The sequence below is a fragment of the Actinosynnema sp. NPDC091369 genome, from assembly GCF_044757065.1.
In the GTDB taxonomy this organism is placed as follows: Bacteria; Actinomycetota; Actinomycetes; order Mycobacteriales; family Pseudonocardiaceae; genus Actinosynnema.
Genome location: NZ_JBIVUG010000020.1, coordinates 69,720 through 90,207 on the forward strand (window position 1 = coordinate 69,720; position 20,488 = coordinate 90,207).

Here is a 20,488-nt window from a genome sequence, read left to right on the forward strand (position 1 = left end):
CGTCCGCGATGGCCGGCAGACTGCGGCTCATGCTGGAAACCTCGGCCCGTCTGCTCAAGCTGCTGTCGTTGTTGCAGGTCCGCCGCGACTGGACGGGAGCGGACCTCGCCCACCGGCTCGGCGTGGACGTGCGGACCGTCCGGCGCGACGTGGACAAGCTGCGCAACCTCGGCTACCCCGTCAACGCCGCGCCGGGCGTGTCCGGCGGCTACCAGTTGGGCGCCGGGGCCGAGCTGCCCCCGTTGTTGTTGGACGACGACGAGGCCGTGGCGGTCGCCGTCGGGTTGCGCACGGCGGCCGGCGGCGGCGTGGCGGGCATCGAGGAGACGTCGGTGCGCGCCCTGGCCAAGCTGGAGCAGGTGCTGCCGTCGCGGCTGCGGCGGCGGGTGAACGCGCTCCAGGCGCACACCGTGGCGCTGCCGACGCGCGGCACGCAGGTGGACGCGGGCACGTTGACCGCGATCGCCATCGCGTGCCGCGACCACCAGCGGCTGCGGTTCCCCTACGCCGGGCGGGACGGCGGCACGAAGCGGCACGTGGAGCCGCTGGGCCTGGCCCACACCGGGCGGCGGTGGTACCTGGTCGCGTGGGACGTGGACAAGGACGACTGGCGCACGTTCCGGGTGGACCGGATCGAGGAGGAGCCCACGCCGGGAGCCCGCTTCACGCCGCGCGAGCCACCGGCGGAAGACCTGGCGTCGTACGTGTCGCGGCAGCTGTCCGTGGCGCCGTACCAGCACGAAGCCCGGTTGATCATGCACGCGCCGTACGACGTGGTCGCGGCCCGCACCTCCTACACCGCGGTGCACCTGGAGCGGATCGACGACGAGCGGACCCGGCTGACCGTCGGCACGCCCTCGCTGGAGGAGGTCGGGTCGTGGATCTCGATGATCGGCGTCGACTTCGAGGTGGAGGGCCCGGAGGAGCTGCGACGCCACCTCCGGGCCACCGCCGAACGCCTGCTGCGCGCCGCCGGCGACACCTGACCGTTCAGGCCCGGGTGCGGGCCAGGCGGTAGGCGGCGGCGCCGATCAGCTCCAGCGAGATCTGGAGGCGGTCCGGGCTCACGTTCTGCGCGATCGTGTCCTCGGGCGTGTGGTAGAGCGGCTCCAGCTCGTGCGGGCCGCCCTCGCCGCGCCAGCTGAAGTTCGCCGCGGCGATCTTGCGCTCGTGGAACGGCACGTGGTCGCTGCTGCCGCGCGGCACCGGGCCGTGCACCTGCGCGCCGTACCCGAGGCGGGCGGCCGCGGCGGCGACCTCGGCGGTGGTGGCGTTGTTCCCGCCGTCCACCGAGAGCAGCCAGTACGCGGTCGCCGGGCCGTGGCTGGTGGCGACCATGTCGTTCTGGAACACGCCCGCGATGCGCGCCGCCTCCGCGTCCGCGAGCTGGTTGACGTAGTGGCGGGAGCCGAGCAGGCCCTGCTCCTCCGAACCCCACAGCGCGAACCGCAGCGCCCGGTGCGTCGGCAGGTGGCGCAGCACGCGGGCCAGCTCCAGGGTCAGCACCGTGCCGCTGCCGTCGTCGTTCGCGCCGGGCGAGCCGGGCACGCTGTCGTAGTGCGCGGTCACCATGACCACGCCGTTGTCCCGGCCCGGGAACGTCGCGGGCCGTTCGGCGAGGACGTTGTACGACGTCAGGCCCGCGAGGTGGGTGGTGGACACGGTCACCGCGACGGCGCCGGCCGCCCGCAGCCGCTCCACGTGCACCTGGGCGATGCCCAGCACCGGCACGGTGACGTTCGCGGTCAACGTCGGCGAGAACGCGCCGGTCTTGCCCGCGGGCGGGGTCGACACCCGGCCGACCAGCACCGCCACCGCGCCCAGCCGTGCCGCGTCGAGCACCGCCGTGGAGCCGGTCGGCACGTTCACCAGCAGCGCGACCTTGCCGGTCAGGTCGGCGGGCAGCGACGCGCCGGTGTCCAGGTCCACCACGGGACCGGACGCCGTGACGCCGAGGGCGCCGAAGCGGGACGCGCCCGCGTGCCACGTGTCGCCGCCGACGGTGAGCTGCGACAGGTACTTGTCCGGCACGGCGAACGGCTGCAACGTCACCTCGTAACGCAGGTCGCGCAGCACGGAAGCGAGGTAGTCGCGGGCCCGGTGCTCGGACTCGGTGCCGCCGATGCGCTGGCCGATCCGCTCGCTGAGCACCCGCAGGTGCTCCATCGCCCGGCGGGCCCGCACCCGGCCCACCACCGGGTAGTCGCCGAGGTTCAGGTCGGGCACGTCCGACGCGCCGGGCCGCTGGGCCCGCGCCACCGGGTTCAAGCCGAGCGCCACCGCGCCCGCCACGGCCGCGGCACCGGTCAGGAGTGAACGTCTGCGCATGTGCGGACCCCCAAGCTCGTCGATCACCCGAACCTAGGCAGGGGCCCGAACCCCTACAAGAGTGCCGTTGGAGGACAGGTCTCCCCCAACGGCACCACGACGATCAGCCCTTACGCGAACGGTGGACCCGTGCGTTCCGAACGCAGGACTCGCGGGTCAGGAGGTGGCGGAGCGGTGCAGGTCGCGCAGGGCGCGGACGGCGGCCACGGCGTGGTCGCGGTCCACCGCCTGGATCGCCATGATCGACACGTACTCGTCGTCCGGCAGCTCCAACCGGGCCCACGACGCGCCGTCCGGGAACGACACGTGCAGCACCTGCTGCCACGTGAAGCGGTGCGCGGTCACCACGTTGCGCACCTCCACGCCCTCGGCGTCGGCCCGCACTCGCGGCCTGGTCAGCAGCAGCATGCCGCACGCCAGGAGCACGCCCAGGCACACCATCGCGACCTGGTCGGACGTCCGGAAGATCACGCCGGTCGGCGTGTCGCCCAGCAGCAGCCCGACCACGGTGAACACCGCCACCAGGAACACCGCGCTGACCCACGACACCACGCGGATCCTCTTCGGCCGGAACTCGACCACGTCGGCAGCCACGGCGGTCCTCACGAGCCCGCCCGCAGCCCGCGCAGCACGAGCGCGGTGTCCAACGCCGCCACGCACGCCTCGAAGCCCTTGTCCTCCACCGAGTCCGGGAACCCGGCGCGCGCCAGCGCCTGGTCCTCGTCGTTGGTGGTCAGCACACCGTTGCCGACCGGTGTCGACTCATCGAGCGCGACCCTGGTCAGACCGGCCGTCACCGCGTCGCACACGTACTCGAAGTGCGGCGTGCCGCCCCGGATCACCACGCCCAGCGCCACCACGGCGTCGTGCGTGCGGGCCAGCTCCTGCGCCACCACCGGCAGCTCGACCGCGCCCGCCACCCGCACCACCGTCGGCGACGCGACACCGGCCTTCGCCGCCGCCGCCAGCGCCCGCTCGACCAGGTTGTCGGTGATCTTCGTGTGCCAGCGCGTGGCCACGACGCCCAGCGTCAGGCCCGCCGCGTCGGGGACGACGTCCTCGGGTCGCCCTTCGCCGCTCATTCCGCTCCCTCCGTGGTGGACACCACCGCGCCGCCCTGCGACAGCGCCTCGTACTGCTCGAGCTGGTGCAGCTCGTGCCCCATCCGGTCGCGCTTGGTGCGCAGGTACCGCAGGTTCTCCGGGTTCGGCGAGATCGGCAGCGGCACCCGGTCCAGCACGGTCAGGCCGTAGCCCTCCAGCCCGACCCGCTTGGCCGGGTTGTTGGTCAGCAGCCGCATCGACTTGATGCCCAGCGAGCACAGGATCTGCGCGCCGGTGCCGTAGTCGCGCGCGTCCGCGGGCAGCCCCAGCCCCAGGTTCGCGTCGACCGTGTCCGCGCCGCTGTCCTGCAACTGGTACGCCTGCAGCTTGTGCATCAGGCCGATGCCGCGGCCCTCGTGCCCGCGCATGTAGAGCACGACGCCGCGCCCCTGCGCGGCCACCGCCTCCAGCGCCGCGTCCAGCTGCGGGCCGCAGTCGCAGCGCAGCGAGCCGAACACGTCGCCGGTCAGGCACTCCGAGTGCACCCGGACCAGCACGTCCTCGCCGTCGCCCAGGTCGCCGTAGACCATCGCGATGTGCTCGATGCCGTCGAGCTTGCTGTCGTAGCCGACCGCGGTGAACGTGCCGTGCGCGGTGGGGATGCGCGCCTCGGCGACCCGCTCCACCTGCGTCTCCACCCGCCGCCGGTAGGCGATCAGGTCGGCGATCGTGATCAGCGCCAGGTCGTGGTCGGAGGCGAACACCTCCAGCTCGTCGCGGCGGGCCATGTCGCCCTCGTCCTTCTGCGACACGATCTCGCAGAGCACGCCCGCCGGCGCGAGCCCGGCCATCCGGGCCAGGTCCACGGCGGCCTCGGTGTGCCCGGCCCGGCGCAGCACGCCGCCGTCGCGCGCCCGCAGCGGCACCACGTGACCGGGCCGGTTGAAGTCCTTCGGGCCCGCGTCCGGGTCGGCCAGCAGCCGGATCGTCCGCGCCCGGTCCGCCGCCGAGATGCCGGTGGAGACGCCCTCCCGGGCGTCCACGGTCACGGTGTACGCGGTGCCGCGCTGGTCCTGGTTCGTGTGGTACATCGGCGGCAGGTCCAGCCGGTCGCAGTCGCTCTCGGTCAGCGACACGCACACGTACCCGGACGTGTAGCGGACCATGAACGCCAGCAGCTCCGGCGTCGCCTTCTCGGCCGCGAAGATGAGGTCGCCCTCGTTCTCGCGGTCCTCGTCGTCCACGACGACGACCGGCCTGCCCGCGGCGATGTCCGCGATGGCCCGCTCGATGTCGGCGAAGTCGTTCACCGGGCCTCCTCGGCGCGCAGGTGGGGCAGCGCGAGCCGCTCGACGTACTTCGCGAGCACGTCCACCTCCAGGTTGACGTGGTCGCCCGGAACGCGCCGGCCGAGGGTGGTGAGCTCCAACGTGGTCGGGATGAGGCTCACGGTGAACTGGTTCTCCGACACCGACACCACGGTCAGCGACACGCCGTCCACGGTGATCGAGCCCTTCTCCACCACGTACCGGGCCAGGCCCGGCGGCAGTCCGATGTGGACGACCTCCCAGTGCTCGGCCTTCTCCCGGGCCAGCACCACCCCGGTGCCGTCCACGTGGCCCTGCACGATGTGGCCGCCCAGGCGCTGGCCGACGGCGGCGGCGCGCTCCAGGTTGACCGCGTCGCCCTCGGCGACCTTGGCCAGGCTGCTGCGGGTCAGCGTCTCGCGCATCACGTCCGCGGTGAACGCGCCGTCGGCGACGTCCACCACGGTGAGGCACACGCCGTTGACCGCTATCGAATCGCCGTGCTTGGCGTCGCTGGTCACCAGCGGGCCCGCGATGGTGACGCGGGCCGCGTCCGGCAGGTCGGCGACGGCGACGACCTCACCCAACTCCTCGACGATCCCGGTGAACACCGTTCCTCCTCAACGCGCGGGGACGGCGGAGACCCGCACGTCCGGCCCGCACATACTGACCTGCTCCACGACCAATCCCACAGCGTCGGTGACGGTCGACACCCCCGCGTCCCGCAGCGCCTGCGGACCGTCGCCCAGGAACTTCGGGGCGAGGTAGGCGAGCACCCGGTCGACGCGGCCGGCCGCGGTGAACGCACCCGCCAGGGTGGGCCCGCCCTCCAGCAGCACGTCGACCACGCCCCGCGCGGCCAGCGCGCCGAGCACCACGTCCGGGTCGTGGGTCCGCAGGTGCATCGTCTCCGCCTCGTCGTCCAGCACACGGGCACCCGGCGGGAGGTCGCTCTTCCCGACGACGACCCGCAGCGGCTGCCTGACCCCATCCTGCCCCGGACGCGCCGCCCGCGCGGTCAATCTCGGGTCATCGGTGCGGACCGTCCCGGTGCCCACCACGATCGCGTCGACCTTCGCCCGGAACTCGTGCACCTCGGCCCGCGACTGCGGGGAGCTGATCCACCGGCTCGTGCCGTCACCGGCCGCGACCCGCCCGTCCAGGCTCGCCGCGTACTTCCAGGTCACGTGGGGACGCCCGGTGCGCGCGAAGTGCAGCCACGCCCGCAACGGCCCCCGTTCCACCACCTCGCGCGACAGCCCGCCCTCGACCAGGACCCCGCCGGCCCGCAGCACGTCCGCCCCGCCCGCGGCCTTCGGGTTCGGGTCCGCCACCGCGAACACCACCCGCGCCACCCCGGCGTCGAGCAACGCCCCGGTGCACGGCGGTGTCCGCCCGTGGTGCGCGCACGGCTCCAACGTCACCACGGCCGTCCCGCCGCGGGCCCGCTCCCCCGCCTGCGCCAGCGCCACCACCTCGGCGTGCGCCCCGCCGGGCGGCCGGGTCGCGCCCTCGCCGACCAGCTCGCCACCGGCGTCCAGGACCACGCACCCGACCGGGGGGTTCGGACTGGTCGTCCCCCGCACCCGCTCACTCGCCGCGACGGCCAGCGCCATCGCCTCGTCCACGTTCACCGGACGCGCGCCGCCTGCTCGCGCAGCCGCTCCAGGGCGAGGCCGGGATCGGCCGCGTCGTACACGGCGGACCCGGCCACGAAGCAGTCGACCCCGGCCTCGGCCGCCTGCTCGATCGTGTCGGCGTTGATCCCGCCGTCGATCTCGACCACCAACCGCAGGTGCCCGGTGTCGACCAACCGCCGCGCCACCCGCACCTTGTCCAGCACCTCGGCCATGAACGACTGCCCGCCGAACCCGGGCTCCACCGACATCACCAGCAACGTGTCGTAGTGCTTCAGCACGTCCACGTACGGCTCCAACGGCGTGCCGGGCTTCAACGACAACCCGGCCTTCGCCCCCGCCGCGCGCAGGTCCTTCGCCAACGCCACCGGGTCCTCCGCCGCCTCGACGTGCACGGTCACGTTGTACGCGCCCGCCTCCGCGTACCCGATCGCCCAGCGATCCGGATCGTCGATCATCAGGTGGCAGTCCAGCGGCAGGTCGGTCGCCTTGCGCAGCGACTTCACCACCGGCAGCCCGATGGTCAGGTTGGGCACGAAGTGCGCGTCCATGACGTCCACGTGCAACCAGTCGGCCGACGCCACGGCCGCGGCCTCGTCGGCGAGTCGGGCGAAATCGGCGGACAGGATGCTCGGGGCGATCATCGGCTGGTGGACCACGGCTGCCGAGTCTAGGCTTCCGCGATTGCCCGGACCTGCCCGGGAGTCATATTTCACCCCTCGCTTTCCGACTACTCACGCGGGTAGTTCCCCAGCCGGTGTGCCGGCCATTACGTTCACCGGGGGGCAGCAACTGGGGAGCACTGGGGATGAATGCCGAATTCCGTCACAAGATCGCACTGATCACCGGCGCCTGTTCACCACTGGGCGCGGAGGTGGTCGAAGCACTGGCCAGGCAGGGCGCACTGGTGGCGGCCGTCGACAGCGACGGCGCGAGACTCGCCGACCTGGTCGAACGACTCCACGGACAGGGCCTGCGGATCGCGGGCAGGCAGATCGACGTCACGTCCAGCGCCGCCGTCGACGCCCTCGTCGACCAGGTGGAACGGGAGTTCGGCGCGATCGACGCCCTGGTCACCATGGCGGGCGCGTTACACCCGGGCCCAGTCCTCTCGATCACCGACGACGACTGGTCGCACAGCTTCGCCGTCAACGTCAACGGCGTGTTCAACGTCTCCCGCGCCGTCGCCACCAGAATGGTCGACCGGGGCCGGGGCACCATCATCATGGTCCCCGCCCACGTCGTCGCCGTGCCACGCTCCGGAATCGCCGCCTACGCCGCGTCACGAGCCGCCGCCGTCACCTACACGGAGTGCCTGGCCGTCGAAGTAGCCGCACGCGGCGTCCACTGCGCCGTCGTGGCCCCCGCCGACATCCGCCGCGTCACCGACGAGGTCAAGTTCCTCCTCGCCGACACCACCACCAACCCGATGACCGACGCCCTGGGCGCTTGACCACCACAACCCACCCACATCGAACCCGCAACCAGCCCACAAGGCTCGATGTGACATGGCTTCGACCAGCCTGGAGTGCCCGTAAGGGGCCCGTGTCACATCGAGCCGGACTCAACCCCTGAACCGCCCCGCCCCCGAGCTGCCGGCGCCAGCCTTCACAACGACGCCTCCGTCCCAGCCCCCTCCTGCTCGTGCTCGTGCTCGTGCGCCACCCTCGCCAACTCCACCCTCGAACTGATCCCGAGCTTCCTGAAGATCCCCCGCAGGTGGTAGTTCACCGTGTGCGGCGACAGGAACAACTGCTTCGCCACCTGCCGGTTCGTCAACCCCACCCCGACCAGCCGCGCGATCTCCCGCTCCGCCCCCGACAACACACCCCACTCCTCGCCCTTGACCTCCCCCTTGGCCTCCCTCTTGAAGTCCCCCTCCGCCCCCATCCACTCGAAGATCCGCGACGCCACCGCCGTGTGCGCCGAAGCCCTCCCCACGTCCCCCGCTTCCGCCAGCACCCCCGCCAGATCCTCGTTCGCGTTCGCCTGCGCCCACGGGTGCCGGTGCCGCCGCGCCACCTCCGCCAACCGCTCCGCGTCCCGTTCGAGCAACGCCCGCGCGTGCCCGGCCGCCACCGCCACCACCTCGAACCCGGGGTTCGTCGCCGCCAGCCCCTCCGCCGCGCCCACGACCTCCCGCGCCAACCCGCCGTCCCCCGCCGCGACCGCCTGCCGCACCAACCACGCCGCCGCGCCGGGCTCCTCGACCAGCATCCGGAGGACCGCGCCAGCCTCCCCCACCCGCTCCCACGCCAGCTCCACGACCCGCTCCGCCCCACCCCGGGCGTGCGCCAGCAGCAGCTCCACCCAGTCGTACTGCCCGGAGTGCAGCACCGCCTCACCCGCCGCCAGGTCGGCCCGGTACCGGCGCACGTGCTCCGCCGCCACCGCGGTCTCGCCCCGGTGCAACGCCACCGTCGCCACCACGGTCGACGCGAGCGGCACCAGCAGCCGCAGCCCCCGGTCGCGCGCGGTCGACAACCCGCGCCGCGCCGCCGCCAGGGCCTGGGCCAACTTCCCCGCCTGCACCAGCACCCTGGCCCGCGCGATCGTCCGCGCGGTCGGCGCGCCGGCCTTCACCGCCTCGTCGTCGGACGCGACGCCCTCGCGCACCCACCGCTCGGCCCGCTCGAACTCCCCCAGCGCCGACAGCTTCAACGCGTACGACACCGCCGACTGCGACTGCCACCACGCCGTGGGCCGGTCCAGCTCCCAGCGCGTCGACTCGCGCCCCCAGTACATGCCCTCGGCGAGCCGGCCCGCGTTCCACTCCAGGCACGAGTGCACCGTCGCCGCCATCACCACGTCCGCGTCCGCCGGTTCCCGGTCCCGCGTCGTCAGCACCGACATGGCGTGCGCACCCGCGCGGCTCCCGGTGGCGAAGTAGAGCGACAGCAGCCGCCCGGCCCCCGCCAGCCGGTGCAACGGCCCCGGCACGCCCGGCGTGCTCAGCACGTGCTCCATCTCGGCCGCCGCGTCGGCGGGCCGCCCGTCGGCCAGCAGGATCCCGGCCAGCACCACGTGCAGCTCCGCGCCCGCGCCCGCCGACACCCCTCCCGCCAGGCTCTGCCGGGCCAGCGCGATGGCGGAACCGAGCCTGCCGTTCGCGGCCAGCGACCGCACCCCGCTCACCGCGACCGCGCCCTGCTCCTCCTCACCCTCCTCGCACCTCTCCGGACTCGGGCGCACCTGCGCCGACGCCGCCCGCAGCACCTCGGCGTCGTGCCGCAGCGCGTGCCGCACGGACCCGGGCATCGAGTCCACCACGGCCCGCCACACCAGGTCCGACCCGAACTCCAGCCGCTCCTCCGCGCCCACGACCAGCCCGGAGACCAGCACCTCGTCCACCGCCGGCAGCAACGCGCCGGTGGTCTCGTTCATCATCGCGGCCACGTCCCGCAGCAGGAACGACCGGCCGAGCACGGCCGCGACCCGCAGCACCTGGGTGGCCCTGGCCGACATCGCCTCGACCTGGCCCCGCACCGCCGCCCCGACCCGGCGCGGCAGCCACCGGCCGCGCGGCCGGGCCACGCCGTCGGTGACGTCGAGCCGCCCTTCCTCCCGCAGCCCCGCCACGAGTTCGACGACCAGCCGGGGGTTGCCGCCCGCGCCCGCCGTCAGCGCGAGCAGGTCCGGGTGCGGCTCCGCGTCCACCAGGTCGGCGACCACCCGCGCCACCGCGTCGTCGTCGAGCGGTCCGAGGCGGAGCACCTCCCCCCGCGCCAACGCCCGCTGGACCTCGGCCCCGGCCGCATCGGCGCACAACGCCACCACCACCGAGACGAACGCGCCCGCCGGCTCCAGCGACGCCAGCAACTCCAGCAGCGCCGCCGGGTCCTCGTGTGCCTGGTCGACCGCGACCACCGCCGGCACCCGTTCGATCTTCACCCGATCGAGTGCATCCACCACCTCGGTCGACCGCGCCGCCCCGGCACCGGGCACGAGCACGACGGCACGGCCGCGACCACGGGCGGCGGCGACCGCTTCACGCAGCAAGGAGGTCTTTCCGGAGCACGGCGGGCCGTCGATGGCCAGCAGGCCACCGGGCGCGGACAGGAAGCGGAGAACCGAAGCCCATTCACGATCCCGGCCGTACAATTTCGACACAATCAAGCCTGCTACGCATCTCGACTGGCTGTCAATTCAGCCGGTTTCGCCGTTACCGCGATTTTCACCTAATGCGACGAGCGGGCCACCCGATCCAGTTCGCCCAACACCGACGCGGTATCGGTCGCGAGCACCACCCCGGCGGCGCGCAACACGGCCAAGTGGCCCTCGAACGCCGGGTGCGCCGCCTGGTCGTCGGACCGCTGCGGCAGCACCACCATCGGCGCGCGGCGGCCCAACGCCTCGCACAGCACGGTCAGCGCCTGGTTGTCGGCAATCCCCAGCGCGAGCTTGGCCAGCGAGTTCGCCGTCGCGGGCGCGAACACGAACGCGTCCGGCACGGGGTGGGGCTTGGGCTCGTGCGGCAACCGGGGCGTCCACCGGACCGGCAGGTCCGTCAACGCCGCCACGTCGGGCACCTGCGGCTCCAACCACCGGGCGACCGACGGCGTGAACGTGACCGCGAGCCGCCACCCGCGACCGGCCAACGGCCGGGCGAGCCCGTCCACGAACCACCGCTCCACCCCACCGGCCGCCGAGGCGACCAGACCCAACACCCGCGCCCCGGCCACGCCCCCACCCGTCACGCCTTCACCGGCCACGTCCTCACCGATCACGCGCACACCGCACCGCTCACACGGGTCGCCTGAGCAGCGAGCAGAACATCGCGTCCGTCCCGTGCTTGTGCGGCCACAGCTGCACCGACGGCCCGTCACCCAGGTCGGGCACGCCGGGGAAGAACTCCCGCGCGTCCAGCCACTCGACCTCGGTCCGCCGCACCACGTCCGCCACCACGCCCACGGTCTCCGACAGGTGCGGCGAGCACACCACGTACGCCACCACACCACCGGGCCGGACCAGCGACAACGCCGCCGTCAACAGCTCGCGCTGCAACCGCGCCAGCGGCGCGACGTCCGACGGCTGCCGCCGCCACCGCGCCTCCGGCCGACGCCGCAACGCGCCCAGCCCGGTGCACGGCGCGTCGACCAGCACCCGGTCGAACCCGCCCTCCTCCAGCCCGGACTCCCGGCCGTCGGCAACGTGCACGGTGATCGGCAGGTCACCCGCCGCCTTGCGGATCAGGTCCGCCCGGTGCGGCGCCTTCTCGACCGCGTCCATCGACGCGCCCGACAGCCGGGCCAGCGACCCCAGCAGCACGGCCTTCCCGCCGGGCCCCGCGCACAGGTCCAGCCACCGCTCGTCCCGGCCCTCGACCGGCACCCTGCTCAACGCCACCGCGCACAGCTGGCTGCCCTCGTCCTGCACCGCCGCCAACCGCTCGCGCACCGCGTCCAGGTCACCGGGGTCGCCCGAACCGGCGTCCAGGTGCACGCCGTACGGGGAGTACGGGGCCACCTCGCCGCCGGTCATCGCGGCCAGCTCGTCCGAGCTGCACTCGCCGGGTCGGGCAGCCAGGTGCACCGCGGGCCGCGCGTCGTCGGCGGCCAGCGCCTCCCGCAACGGCTCACCCCGGGTGCCCAGCGCCTCGGCGAACGCCTGCGCGATCCACCGCGGGTGCGCGTTGGCCATGGCCAGGTAGCCGATCGGGTCGGTGTCCTCGTCCGGCGCGACCTCCTCGACCCAGGCCGCCTCGTCCTGCCCGGTCACGCGGCGCAGCACCGCGTTCGCGAACCCGGCCGCGCCCGAACCCCGGTCGGCGCGCACCAGGTCGACCGTCGACGCGACCGCCGCGTGCGCCGGGATGCGAGTGCGCAGCAACTGGTAGGCGCCGAGGCGCAGCGCGTCGAGCACCGCACCGTCCACTTCGGACAGCGGCCGGTCGGTGCACGCGGCCAGCACCGCGTCCAGCAGGCCCTGCGCGCGCAGCGACCCGTACGTCAGCTCGGTCGCCAGCGCCGCGTCACGCCCGGTGATCCGGCGTTCGCGCAGGATGCCCGGCAGCACCAGGTTCGCGTAGGCGTCCCGCTGCCGGACCGCGCGCAACGTGTCCAGCGCCGCCTGCCGCGCCGGGTCGTCCACCGGCGGGCGGACCGGGCCGGTGCGCCCGCGCGGCGGGTGCGCCCGCTGCGGGCGGGAGGGACGTGAAGACCTCTGGGTCATGAAATCCGTTCCCCCGCCTCGATCCGGACGCCGCGCGCCCAGTCGGTCGCCGACATCCGCTTCTTGCCCTGCGCCTGCACCTCGCCCAGCACCACCGGGTCGGTGGCCGTGCCGACGAGCACGCGCTTGCGCTCCACCCTGATCTCGCCGGGCGCGAGCGGCTCGTCGGCCTCGACCGGCAGCACCGGGCCGAGCTTGAGCCGCTCACCGCGGAACTCGGCCCACGCGCCGGGCTCCGGCGTCACCGCGCGGGCCACCCGGTCGATCGCGACGGCGGGCGTGCCGAAGTCCAGCCGGGCGTCGTCCACGGTGACCTTCGGCGCGTAGCTCACGCCCTCCCCGGACTGCTCCACGGGCCGCAGCGTGCCGTCCGCGATGCCGTCCACAGTGGACAGCAGCAGCTTCGCGCCCGACTCGGCGAGCCTGCCGAGCAGCTCACCGGCGGTGTCGCGCTCGCGCACCCGCTCGGTGACCACGCCGAACACCGGGCCCGCGTCCAGCTCCTTGACGATGCGGAACGTGGTCGCGCCGGTGATGTCGTCGCCGTGCCGCACGGACGCCTGCACCGGCGCCGCGCCGCGCCAGGCGGGCAGCACCGAGAAGTGCAGGTTCACCCAGCCGTGGCGCGGGATCGCCAGGGCGGACTCGGGCAGCAGCGCGCCGTAGGCCACCACCGGGCACAGGTCCGGCTCCAGCTCCTTCAGCCGCGCCTGGAACACCGGGTCGGACGCCTTGGCGGGGGTGAGCACCTCGATGCCGTGCTCGTCGGCCAGCGCGGCGACCGGGGAGCGCTCCACCCGCCGACCGCGCCCGGCCGGGGCGTCGGGCCGGGTCACCACGGCGACCACCTCGTGCCGGTCGGACGCGAGCAGGGCCCGCAACGACGGCAACGCGACCTCGGGCGTGCCCGCGAAGACCAGCCGCATGTCAGATCCCCCCGCTGCGCACGTCGGGACTCCACCGGGACGGCCTGGTTTTCTGGACGAACACGCACTCTCCTCGCATCTCCTGCGCGACCGCAGACCGCAAGTCTAGAAGAGCGCCGCTGGACCGGCTGCCCCGCGAGGTCGACTTCCAGGCGACCGAGCCGCCGTCTGCGGAGCAGCGGCGATCAAGCACCGAACAAGGGGTGGGGTGACTGCTTGATCGTGGGCACGCCGCCGTCGAACCACGACTGCTGCCGGATCGCCCGCATGGCCTCCTTGCGGGTCCGGTCGTCCAGCCGGTCCAGGAACAGCACGCCGTCGAGGTGGTCGGTCTCGTGCTGGATGCAGCGCGCCAGCAGGTCCGTGCCCTCGACCTCGATCGGCTCGCCGTGCATGTTCCAGCCCTTGGCCACCACGTGCCGGTGGCGGCGGCAGTCCCACGACATGCCGGGGATGGACAGGCAGCCCTCCGGGCCGTCCTGCTCCTCCTCGCCGACCACGTCGAACGTCGGGTTGACCAGGTGGCCGGCGAACCCGTCGCAGTGGTAGGTGAACACCCGCAGGCCCACGCCCAGCTGCGGCGCGGCGAGCCCCGCGCCGCCCGCGTCGCTCATCGTGTCCCACAGGTCCTTGACCAGCTTGCGCAGCTCCGCGTCGAAGTCGGTGACCTCGACGGCGGGCGTCCGCAGCACCGGGTCGCCGAACAGCCGGATCGGTTGGACCGTCACGCGCACTCCTCGAAGCCTGGGGAGGTTCCAGTCTACGAAAGCCCGGTCAGTGCTCCAGGTCACGGCCGAGGAAGGTGACGCCGACCAGCGCGGCCAGGAAGTGCCCCAGGAACCGGACGGCCGTCACGGCCGGCGTCACCACCGCGGTCGCCGGGGATGTCATGGTGATCGTGGTCATGTCCGCTCCTCTGCTCGTCGTGCGCTTCCCAGCGTGCGCGCCGGGGTCGTCGGCGGGCGTCGGCTCGCGGTAGCGGACCGACCTCATCCCGCGGGATGAGGTCGGCTGCAACGCCGGGGCGGCTGCGGCTACCTACAGGCATGACTGCTGCGACATCGGGCCGGCAGGGGGCAGCACGGGTGACCGACACCGACGCGGAGCTGTGGGCGCGCGGGGACGAGGCGGCGTTCGCCGTGCTGTTCGACCGGCACGCCGAGGCGGTGTGGAACCACGCCTACCGGCTGACGGCGTCGTGGTCGCTCGCCGAGGACCTGACCTCCGCCACGTTCCTCGCCGCGTGGCGGCGGCGGTCCGACATCACCCTCGTGCACGACAGCGCGCTGCCCTGGCTCTACGCCGTGGCGGGCAACCTGGCGCGGGCCGAGTTCCGCCGCCTCGGCCGGTTCCGCCGGGCGATGCGCCGGGTGCCCGACGACGACGTGGTGCCCGACCACGCGGAGAGCGTCGTGGCCTCGATCGACGACGACCGCGCGTTACGCCGGGTCCTGGAGGTGGTGAGGACGTTGCCGAGGGCCGAGCGGGAGGCCGTGGAGCTGGTCCTGCTGGGTGAGCTGTCCACCGCCGAGGCCGCCGAGGTGCTCGGTGTCGCCGAGGTGAGCGTGCGCTCGCGGATCTCGCGGGCCCGTGCCCGACTGCGTGCCGCGGAGGAGCGATGAGCCAGCCGGAGATGACCTCGCCGAACCTGCCCCGACGCCGCCCCATGCCGCATGACGTGCGGGAACGGCTGCGCCGCCGGGTACTGGGCGGTGCGGGCGCGCCCGAGCCGCGGCACGGGGGCGCCCTGCGCGCGCCGCTGGCCACCGCCGCGGCCGTCGCCGTGCTCGCCGCGGGCGGGGTGGTCGTCGTCCAGTCGACGCAGGGCGACACGACCGCCGGCACGCCGCCGACCAGCACCACGTCCTCGTCCCCGTACCGGTCGATCACGGGCGGCCGCTCCACCGTCGTGGTCGAGCGGAACGCGACCGAGCAGGACGCGGCGCGGTGCGGGTTCGAGCGGCCGGACGTGCGGTTCACGCTCCACCTGGCGGGTGCGCGGGTCCTCGTGGCGGGGGACGACCGGTTCTGCGAGATCACCCACACGGCGATCACGCACGCCAAGCCCGGCGTCGGCCCCGTCCCGCTCGACGGTCCGGCGTCGTTGCTGTGGAGGTCGGGCAGCGGTGTGCTCATCGGCCGCCGCGCCGGCACGGCCGACCGGGTGGACGTCGCCACGGACGCGCGAACCGGGGCGGTGGTGCCGCTCACGGTCACCCTGGTGGACGACTTGTTCGTCATCCCGCAGACCGCGGCGTGGATGACGCTGACGTTCACCACGCCGGCCGGGCCGGTCCGCGTCCAGGTCGACGCGCAGGCGCTGCCGACCCAGGAGGCGTGGTCGGTGCGGCGGGAGGCCATGCCGCCCGGCGATCCGCACGTGGCGCAGTGCCTGGAGTCCTCCATGCAGGACGGCGAGGAGTGGGTCGGCGACCCGTCGCGCTGGCGTGCGGGCGCGGCCACCGCCCCCGCGGTGGACGTGCTGCTGGTGATGCGCGACGACACCGGCCGGACCGCGTACTGCCAGGTCTACCACGGTCGGGGCGGCAGCGCGGACCCCGAGAGGGTCACCTCGCCGCAGGGCACCGCGCTGTTCCGGCTGTGGCACTGGACCGGCCGCGGCGTGGACACCGCGAAGTCCGTCGTGCTGCTCGGCGGCACGGTGGACGCGGCGAAGGTCGGCGGCCTGGAGGTCGTCGACGTGGCGGGCCGCACCGCGTCGGCGGTGCTCGAAGGCGGCACGTTCGCCGTCCGGCTGGACGACCAGCCGCCGTTGACGGCGCGCAGCCTCACCAAGGGCTTCCAGGTGCGCGTGCTCGACCACGACAACCGGGTGGTCGAGACCGTCACGCTGGAGTGAGCCCGGAGCGGCCCCACCCGACCAGGGGGCGGGTGGGACCACACCGCCACGTCACGGGGTCGGCCACACCGCCCGAGCCGCGCCGCCGCCGCGCCGGGACGTCTCCGCCGCCGCGCGCCACCGGCCGTCGGGGAGCCGTTCCACCGCCGTGACCGCGCCGATCTCGCCGGTCGACGTGAACCGGTGCCCCAGCGCGCGCAGCGGCTCGGCTTCCGGACCGGCCAGGAACGCGGCCTCGGCCTGGGTGGTGGCGGCGTTGCGCTGCGAGGCGCGCGGCGCGGCGATCGCGTCCACCAGGGGCAGGCCGCGGTCGAGGCGCTGGGTCAGCACCTGCACGACCGTGGTGATGATGCTCGCGCCGCCGGGCGAACCCAGCGCCAGCACCGGCTTGCCGTGCTGGAGCACGATCGTCGGCGTCATCGAGGAGCGGGGGCGCTTGCCGGGGCCGGGCAGGTTCGGGTCCGGCACGCCCGGCGTGACCGGGGTGAACGAGAAGTCGGTCAGCTCGTTGTTGAGCAGGAACCCGCGGCCGGGCACCACGATGCCGCTGCCGCCCTCCTGCTCGATGGTCAACGTGTAGGCGACCACGTTGCCCCAGCGGTCGGCGACGGTGAGGTGCGTGGTGTCGGTGCCCTCGTACGGCGTGGCGGCGGGCGTGCCGCCGGCGGCGCACGGGGTGGGGTCGCGCGGATCGCCCGGCGCGACCGGGCCCGTCATCGCGGCCGTGGGCGAGATCAGGCACGCGCGGCTGTCGGCGAACCGCTGCGACAGCAGCTCCCGCGTCGGCACGTCGACGAACGCCGGGTCGCCCACCCAGCGGTTGCGGTCGGCGAACGACAGCCGGGTCGACTCCAGGAACCGGTGCAGGTACTGGACCGGCGTCTCGGCGGACAGGTCCGCGGTCTCCAGGATGTTCAACGCCTCGCCGGCCGTCGTGCCGCCGGACGACGGCGGGGCCATGCCGACCACGTCGTAGCCGCGGTACCGCGTCCGGGTGGGCTCCCGCAGCGGCGCCTCGTACCCGGCCAGGTCGGCCTCGGTCAGGTCGCCGGACCGGACCTCGCGGGTCGCGCCCGCCGCCACCGGGGGCTGCCGCACCGCCGCCACCAGGTCGCGGCCCACCTCACCCCGGTAGAACGCCGACACGCCGTGCCGCCGCAGCTCGCGGTAGGTGTCGGCGAGGTCGGGGTTGCGGAACGTGCTGCCGACCGCGGGCGGCGCGCCGCCGGGCAGGTACAGCGCGCTGGTCGAGGTGAAGTCCGCGAACCGGGCGGCGTTGTCGGCGACCTGCCGGTGGAACGTGGGGTCGACGGTGAACCCGCGCCGGGCCAGCTCCTCCGCGGGCCGCACGGCCTGGTCCAGCGACCAGGTGCCCCAGTGGCGCAGCGCCTGCTGCCACGTGCGCGGCGTGCCCGGCACGCCCACCGACAGCCCGCTGGTCACCGCCTCGGCGAACGGGATGGCCGCGCCGTCCTCCACGAACAGGTCCGCCCCGGCCGAGGCGGGCGCCGTCTCCCGCCCGTCCACTGTGGACACGCGGTGCGTGCGGGCGTCGTAGTGGACGAAGAACCCGCCGCCGCCGATGCCGGCCGAGAACGGGTCGGTGACGCCCAGCGCGGCGGCCACGGCGACCGCGGCGTCCACCGCGTTGCCGCCGCGGCGCAGGACGTCGACGCCGACCTGCGAGGCGTCGGGGTCGATGCTGGACACCACGCCGCCGAACCCGACGGCCTCGGGCACGCGCGGCGGCGCGTCGGCGGCGGAAGCGGTGGCGGGCAGGAGTGGTGCGACGAGGAGTGATGCGAGGACGCTGGCGACAGTCGACCGGAGCATCATTCCCTTCTACTCCACCTCGGCGCGGAGCAGAACCACCCGGGAGTCGCCGTGTCGGGTTCGCGTCAGAGGACTTCGAGGGGGTCGAGCTTCACCCGCACCACGTCCGGCTCCTTGCGGGCGCTGCGCACGGCCAGCACCTCCCCCAGGACCGCGGCCAGCGCGCGCCCGTCGGTCCTGGACACCCGGACCAGGGCGCGCTCCTTGTCCTCCGACAGCGGCACCGGACCCAGGACCTCCCCCGTCGGCGGCAGGTGCAGCTCCTCCAGCACGCCGGCCAGCGCGTCCGGCGCGCCGTCCACGGTCGCCATCCGCACCGCGGGCGGGAACCCCAGCTCGGCCCGCGCCGCCAGCTCCTGCCGCGCGTGCCACACCGGGTCCCACCGGACCAGGGCCTGGACCGGGGCCAGCGACGAGTCCGCGACCACGACCACCCGACCGGCCGCGTGGACCAGGGCCGCGGCCGTCATCCACCGGCGCAACGCCTCCTCCGCCGCGCGCAGGTCGGCCCGGCCGAGCAGCGCCCAGCCGTCCAGCAGCAGCGCCGCGCCGTACCCGCCCTCCGCGAGCGGCTCCGCGCCCGGCGTGGCCACCACCAGCGCCCGACCGCCGGGCACCTCGGCCAGCACCTCGTCACCGCCCGACGTGCGCACCGGCACCCCGCTGAACGCGCGGCCCAGCTCCTCGGCCGTGCGGCGGGCGCCGATGACCTGGCCGCGCAACCTGCGCGAACCGCAGTTCGGGCAGCGGTACGCCGCCTCCGTCGCACCGCACCACCGGCAGTACGCGGGCCTGGGCACGCCGTCCTGCGAGCCGCCCGGCAGCGCCAGCGGACCCGCGCACCGGCGGCAGCGGGCCGGCGACCGGCACTGGCCGCACGCCAGCGCGGGCACGTACCCGCGCCGCGGCACCTGGATCAGCACCGGCGTGTCCGCCGACAGGGCGGCCCGCGCCGCCTCGAACGCGATGGACGGCAGCCGGGCCGACCGCGCCGCCGCGTCCTTGACCTCCTGCCAGTCGCTCTCGCCCACCGCGGCCACCCGCGGCGCCACCGCGCGCAGCGTGTCGCGGGCCGCGACCACCTCGTGCGCCCACCCGCTGTCCACCAGCAGCTGCGCCTCGGCGGTCCGGGCGAAGCCGCCGACCAGCAGCGACGCGCCGGTCAGGTGCGAGCGCTGCACGAGCACGTCGCGCACGTTCGGGTACGGCATCCGCGGCTCGGAGTGCAGGTCGTCGCCGTCGTCCCAGACCGCGACCAGGCCGAGGTCGTGCACCGGCGCGAACGCCGCGCCCCGCGTGCCCAGCACCACCCGCACCGACCCCCGCCGCACGGCCAGCCACCGCTGGTACCGCTCGGACGGCCCGAGGTCGGCCGACAGCGTCACCACGGCGGCCTCGCCCACCAGCGCCGCGCACGCCCGGTGCAGCCGGGCCAGGTCGCGGTGGTCGGGGACGACCACCAGCGCGCCCTTGCCCGAGCTCGCCACCGACGCCGCCGCCTCGGCCAGCCGGGCGGGCCAGTCCTCGGCGGGCAGCGCCTGCCACACGGCCCGCGCGGCCCGGCCGGACCGCAGCGCGTCCAGCAGGTTCGACCCGAACGGGTACCGCGCCCACCCCTCGTCCGACGGCGGTGGTGGCGGCGGCGCGGGCTCGGGGGAGGGCTTGGCCTCGGCCCGCGCGTGCCGGGGCGGGATCGCCATCCGCAGCACGTCGATCAGCGACCCCGCGTACCGGTCGGCCACCGCCCGCGCCAGCTCCGCCACCTCCGGCGACAGCACGGGCTCCGGCGAGATCACCCGGTCCAGGAACGTCAGCTTCCGCCCGTACTCCGACGACTCCGCCCGCTCCAGCAGGTAGCCGTCCACGAGCTGGCCCGCGAACCGCACCCGCACCCGGCAGCCGGGCACGGCGTCCGCGTCCTGCTCGGTGGAGACCTGGTAGTCGAACGGCCGGTCCAGGTGCGCCAGCGGCACGTCCACGCACACGCGGGCAACCGGCAGCGAGGCGGCGGGCACCCGCTCCCCGCGCCTGGTCGTCGCCTTGCCCGCCACGGGTGGAGGTCTACCAGAGACCGCGGTGGGCACCCGCGACCCGGGCTGCCGATCGTGACACCATGCCCCCATTGTCGAACAGGTGTTCGACCTGCGCAAGATCACGTCCGGGTGATCGCGGCCTCCTCCACCCGGTCGCGGTGCGCGTCGACCGGCGCGGTGCGGTCGCGACCCGCCGGAACCACGAAGCAGGGGCCCCCGGTCGGGGACCCCTGCTCGGTGTGACTGGTGGTGGGATCAGGCGCCGGCGGCGGCGCGCAGGGCGTCGGCGCGGTCCGTGTTCTCCCACGGCAGCTCGACGTCGGTGCGGCCGAAGTGGCCGTACGCGGCGG

The 20,488-nt window shown here is 74.7% G+C and carries 19 protein-coding genes; 4 read left to right on the forward strand and 15 right to left on the reverse strand.

Translation table 11 applies throughout. The features are described from left to right. The first annotated feature begins 29 nt into the window (after positions 1 to 29). Positions 30 to 986 (forward strand): helix-turn-helix transcriptional regulator, encoded by a 957-nt coding sequence (locus tag ACIQMJ_RS38725; protein ID WP_499765992.1) that lies wholly within the window; start codon positions 30 to 32, stop codon positions 984 to 986. A gap of 4 nt (positions 987 to 990) precedes the next feature. On the opposite strand, the gene ACIQMJ_RS38730 is transcribed toward ACIQMJ_RS38725, so the two are convergent. From ACIQMJ_RS38730 to rpe, 7 genes are all read right to left on the reverse strand, one after another. Next, positions 991 to 2,328, reverse strand: a complete 1,338-nt coding sequence (locus tag ACIQMJ_RS38730) for a M28 family peptidase (RefSeq protein ID WP_499765993.1) — start codon at positions 2,326 to 2,328, stop codon at positions 991 to 993. Positions 2,329 to 2,484: 156 nt separating this feature from the next. Beyond that, entirely contained in the window at positions 2,485 to 2,922 is a 438-nt protein-coding gene (locus ACIQMJ_RS38735; RefSeq protein ID WP_499765994.1) for a PH domain-containing protein, read from the reverse strand. Positions 2,923 to 2,930: 8 nt separating this feature from the next. Next, positions 2,931 to 3,410 carry a 6,7-dimethyl-8-ribityllumazine synthase gene (ribH, locus tag ACIQMJ_RS38740; protein WP_499765995.1) on the reverse strand — a complete coding sequence of 160 codons (480 nt, stop codon included), beginning with the start codon at positions 3,408 to 3,410 and terminating at the stop codon, positions 2,931 to 2,933. Further along, positions 3,407 to 4,681 carry a bifunctional 3,4-dihydroxy-2-butanone-4-phosphate synthase/GTP cyclohydrolase II gene (locus ACIQMJ_RS38745; RefSeq protein WP_499765996.1) on the reverse strand — a complete coding sequence of 425 codons (1,275 nt, stop codon included), beginning with the start codon at positions 4,679 to 4,681 and terminating at the stop codon, positions 3,407 to 3,409. Before ACIQMJ_RS38745 ends, ribH begins: the two co-directional genes overlap by 4 nt. Then, positions 4,678 to 5,289: a riboflavin synthase gene (locus tag ACIQMJ_RS38750; protein WP_499765997.1), complete on the reverse strand. Its 612-nt coding sequence runs from the start codon at positions 5,287 to 5,289 to the stop codon at positions 4,678 to 4,680. The genes ACIQMJ_RS38745 and ACIQMJ_RS38750 overlap by 4 nt, the downstream gene beginning before the upstream one ends. A gap of 9 nt (positions 5,290 to 5,298) precedes the next feature. Continuing rightward, positions 5,299 to 6,294 carry a bifunctional diaminohydroxyphosphoribosylaminopyrimidine deaminase/5-amino-6-(5-phosphoribosylamino)uracil reductase RibD gene (gene ribD / locus ACIQMJ_RS38755; RefSeq protein WP_499766012.1) on the reverse strand — a complete coding sequence of 332 codons (996 nt, stop codon included), beginning with the start codon at positions 6,292 to 6,294 and terminating at the stop codon, positions 5,299 to 5,301. A 14-nt stretch (positions 6,295 to 6,308) separates the two neighbouring features. Next, entirely contained in the window at positions 6,309 to 6,959 is a 651-nt protein-coding gene (gene rpe / locus ACIQMJ_RS38760) for a ribulose-phosphate 3-epimerase (protein WP_499766013.1), read from the reverse strand. 164 nt (positions 6,960 to 7,123) lie between these two features. On the opposite strand from rpe, the gene ACIQMJ_RS38765 reads away from it, so the two are divergent. Beyond that, positions 7,124 to 7,768 carry an SDR family NAD(P)-dependent oxidoreductase gene (locus ACIQMJ_RS38765; protein WP_499765998.1) on the forward strand — a complete coding sequence of 215 codons (645 nt, stop codon included), beginning with the start codon at positions 7,124 to 7,126 and terminating at the stop codon, positions 7,766 to 7,768. 155 nt (positions 7,769 to 7,923) lie between these two features. Here ACIQMJ_RS38765 and ACIQMJ_RS38770 read toward each other — a convergent pair whose 3' ends face one another. From ACIQMJ_RS38770 to ACIQMJ_RS38795, 6 genes are all read right to left on the reverse strand, one after another. Then, the gene (locus ACIQMJ_RS38770) at positions 7,924 to 10,206 is read right to left on the reverse strand and encodes a helix-turn-helix transcriptional regulator (RefSeq protein WP_499765999.1); all 2,283 of its coding nucleotides are present in this window, start codon (positions 10,204 to 10,206) and stop codon (positions 7,924 to 7,926) included. A gap of 287 nt (positions 10,207 to 10,493) precedes the next feature. Continuing rightward, positions 10,494 to 11,042: a flavoprotein gene (locus ACIQMJ_RS38775; RefSeq protein WP_499766000.1), complete on the reverse strand. Its 549-nt coding sequence runs from the start codon at positions 11,040 to 11,042 to the stop codon at positions 10,494 to 10,496. Positions 11,043 to 11,058: 16 nt separating this feature from the next. Beyond that, a complete protein-coding gene (locus ACIQMJ_RS38780) occupies positions 11,059 to 12,486 on the reverse strand; it encodes an RsmB/NOP family class I SAM-dependent RNA methyltransferase (RefSeq protein WP_499766001.1) in 1,428 nt (475 codons plus the stop codon). Next, positions 12,483 to 13,412, reverse strand: coding sequence for a methionyl-tRNA formyltransferase (gene fmt, locus ACIQMJ_RS38785; protein ID WP_499766002.1), 930 nt, complete (start codon positions 13,410 to 13,412; stop codon positions 12,483 to 12,485). Before fmt ends, ACIQMJ_RS38780 begins: the two co-directional genes overlap by 4 nt. A 185-nt stretch (positions 13,413 to 13,597) precedes the next feature. After that, positions 13,598 to 14,140 carry a peptide deformylase gene (gene def / locus ACIQMJ_RS38790; RefSeq protein ID WP_499766003.1) on the reverse strand — a complete coding sequence of 181 codons (543 nt, stop codon included), beginning with the start codon at positions 14,138 to 14,140 and terminating at the stop codon, positions 13,598 to 13,600. Positions 14,141 to 14,186: 46 nt separating this feature from the next. Further along, positions 14,187 to 14,318, reverse strand: a complete 132-nt coding sequence (locus ACIQMJ_RS38795) for a hypothetical protein (protein ID WP_499766004.1) — start codon at positions 14,316 to 14,318, stop codon at positions 14,187 to 14,189. 140 nt (positions 14,319 to 14,458) lie between these two features. On the opposite strand from ACIQMJ_RS38795, the gene ACIQMJ_RS38800 reads away from it, so the two are divergent. Together ACIQMJ_RS38800 and ACIQMJ_RS38805 are read left to right on the forward strand one after the other, a co-directional pair. Beyond that, the gene (locus ACIQMJ_RS38800; protein WP_499766005.1) at positions 14,459 to 15,034 is read left to right on the forward strand and encodes an RNA polymerase sigma factor; all 576 of its coding nucleotides are present in this window, start codon (positions 14,459 to 14,461) and stop codon (positions 15,032 to 15,034) included. Further along, entirely contained in the window at positions 15,031 to 16,272 is a 1,242-nt protein-coding gene (locus tag ACIQMJ_RS38805) for a hypothetical protein (protein ID WP_499766006.1), read from the forward strand. The genes ACIQMJ_RS38800 and ACIQMJ_RS38805 overlap by 4 nt, the downstream gene beginning before the upstream one ends. Before the next feature lie 51 nt (positions 16,273 to 16,323). Here ACIQMJ_RS38805 and ggt read toward each other — a convergent pair whose 3' ends face one another. Further along, positions 16,324 to 18,105, reverse strand: a complete 1,782-nt coding sequence (gene ggt / locus ACIQMJ_RS38810; RefSeq protein ID WP_499766007.1) for a gamma-glutamyltransferase — start codon at positions 18,103 to 18,105, stop codon at positions 16,324 to 16,326. A gap of 65 nt (positions 18,106 to 18,170) precedes the next feature. After that, the gene (locus ACIQMJ_RS38815) at positions 18,171 to 20,156 is read right to left on the reverse strand and encodes a primosomal protein N' (protein WP_499766008.1); all 1,986 of its coding nucleotides are present in this window, start codon (positions 20,154 to 20,156) and stop codon (positions 18,171 to 18,173) included. Positions 20,157 to 20,488 lie beyond the last annotated feature (332 nt).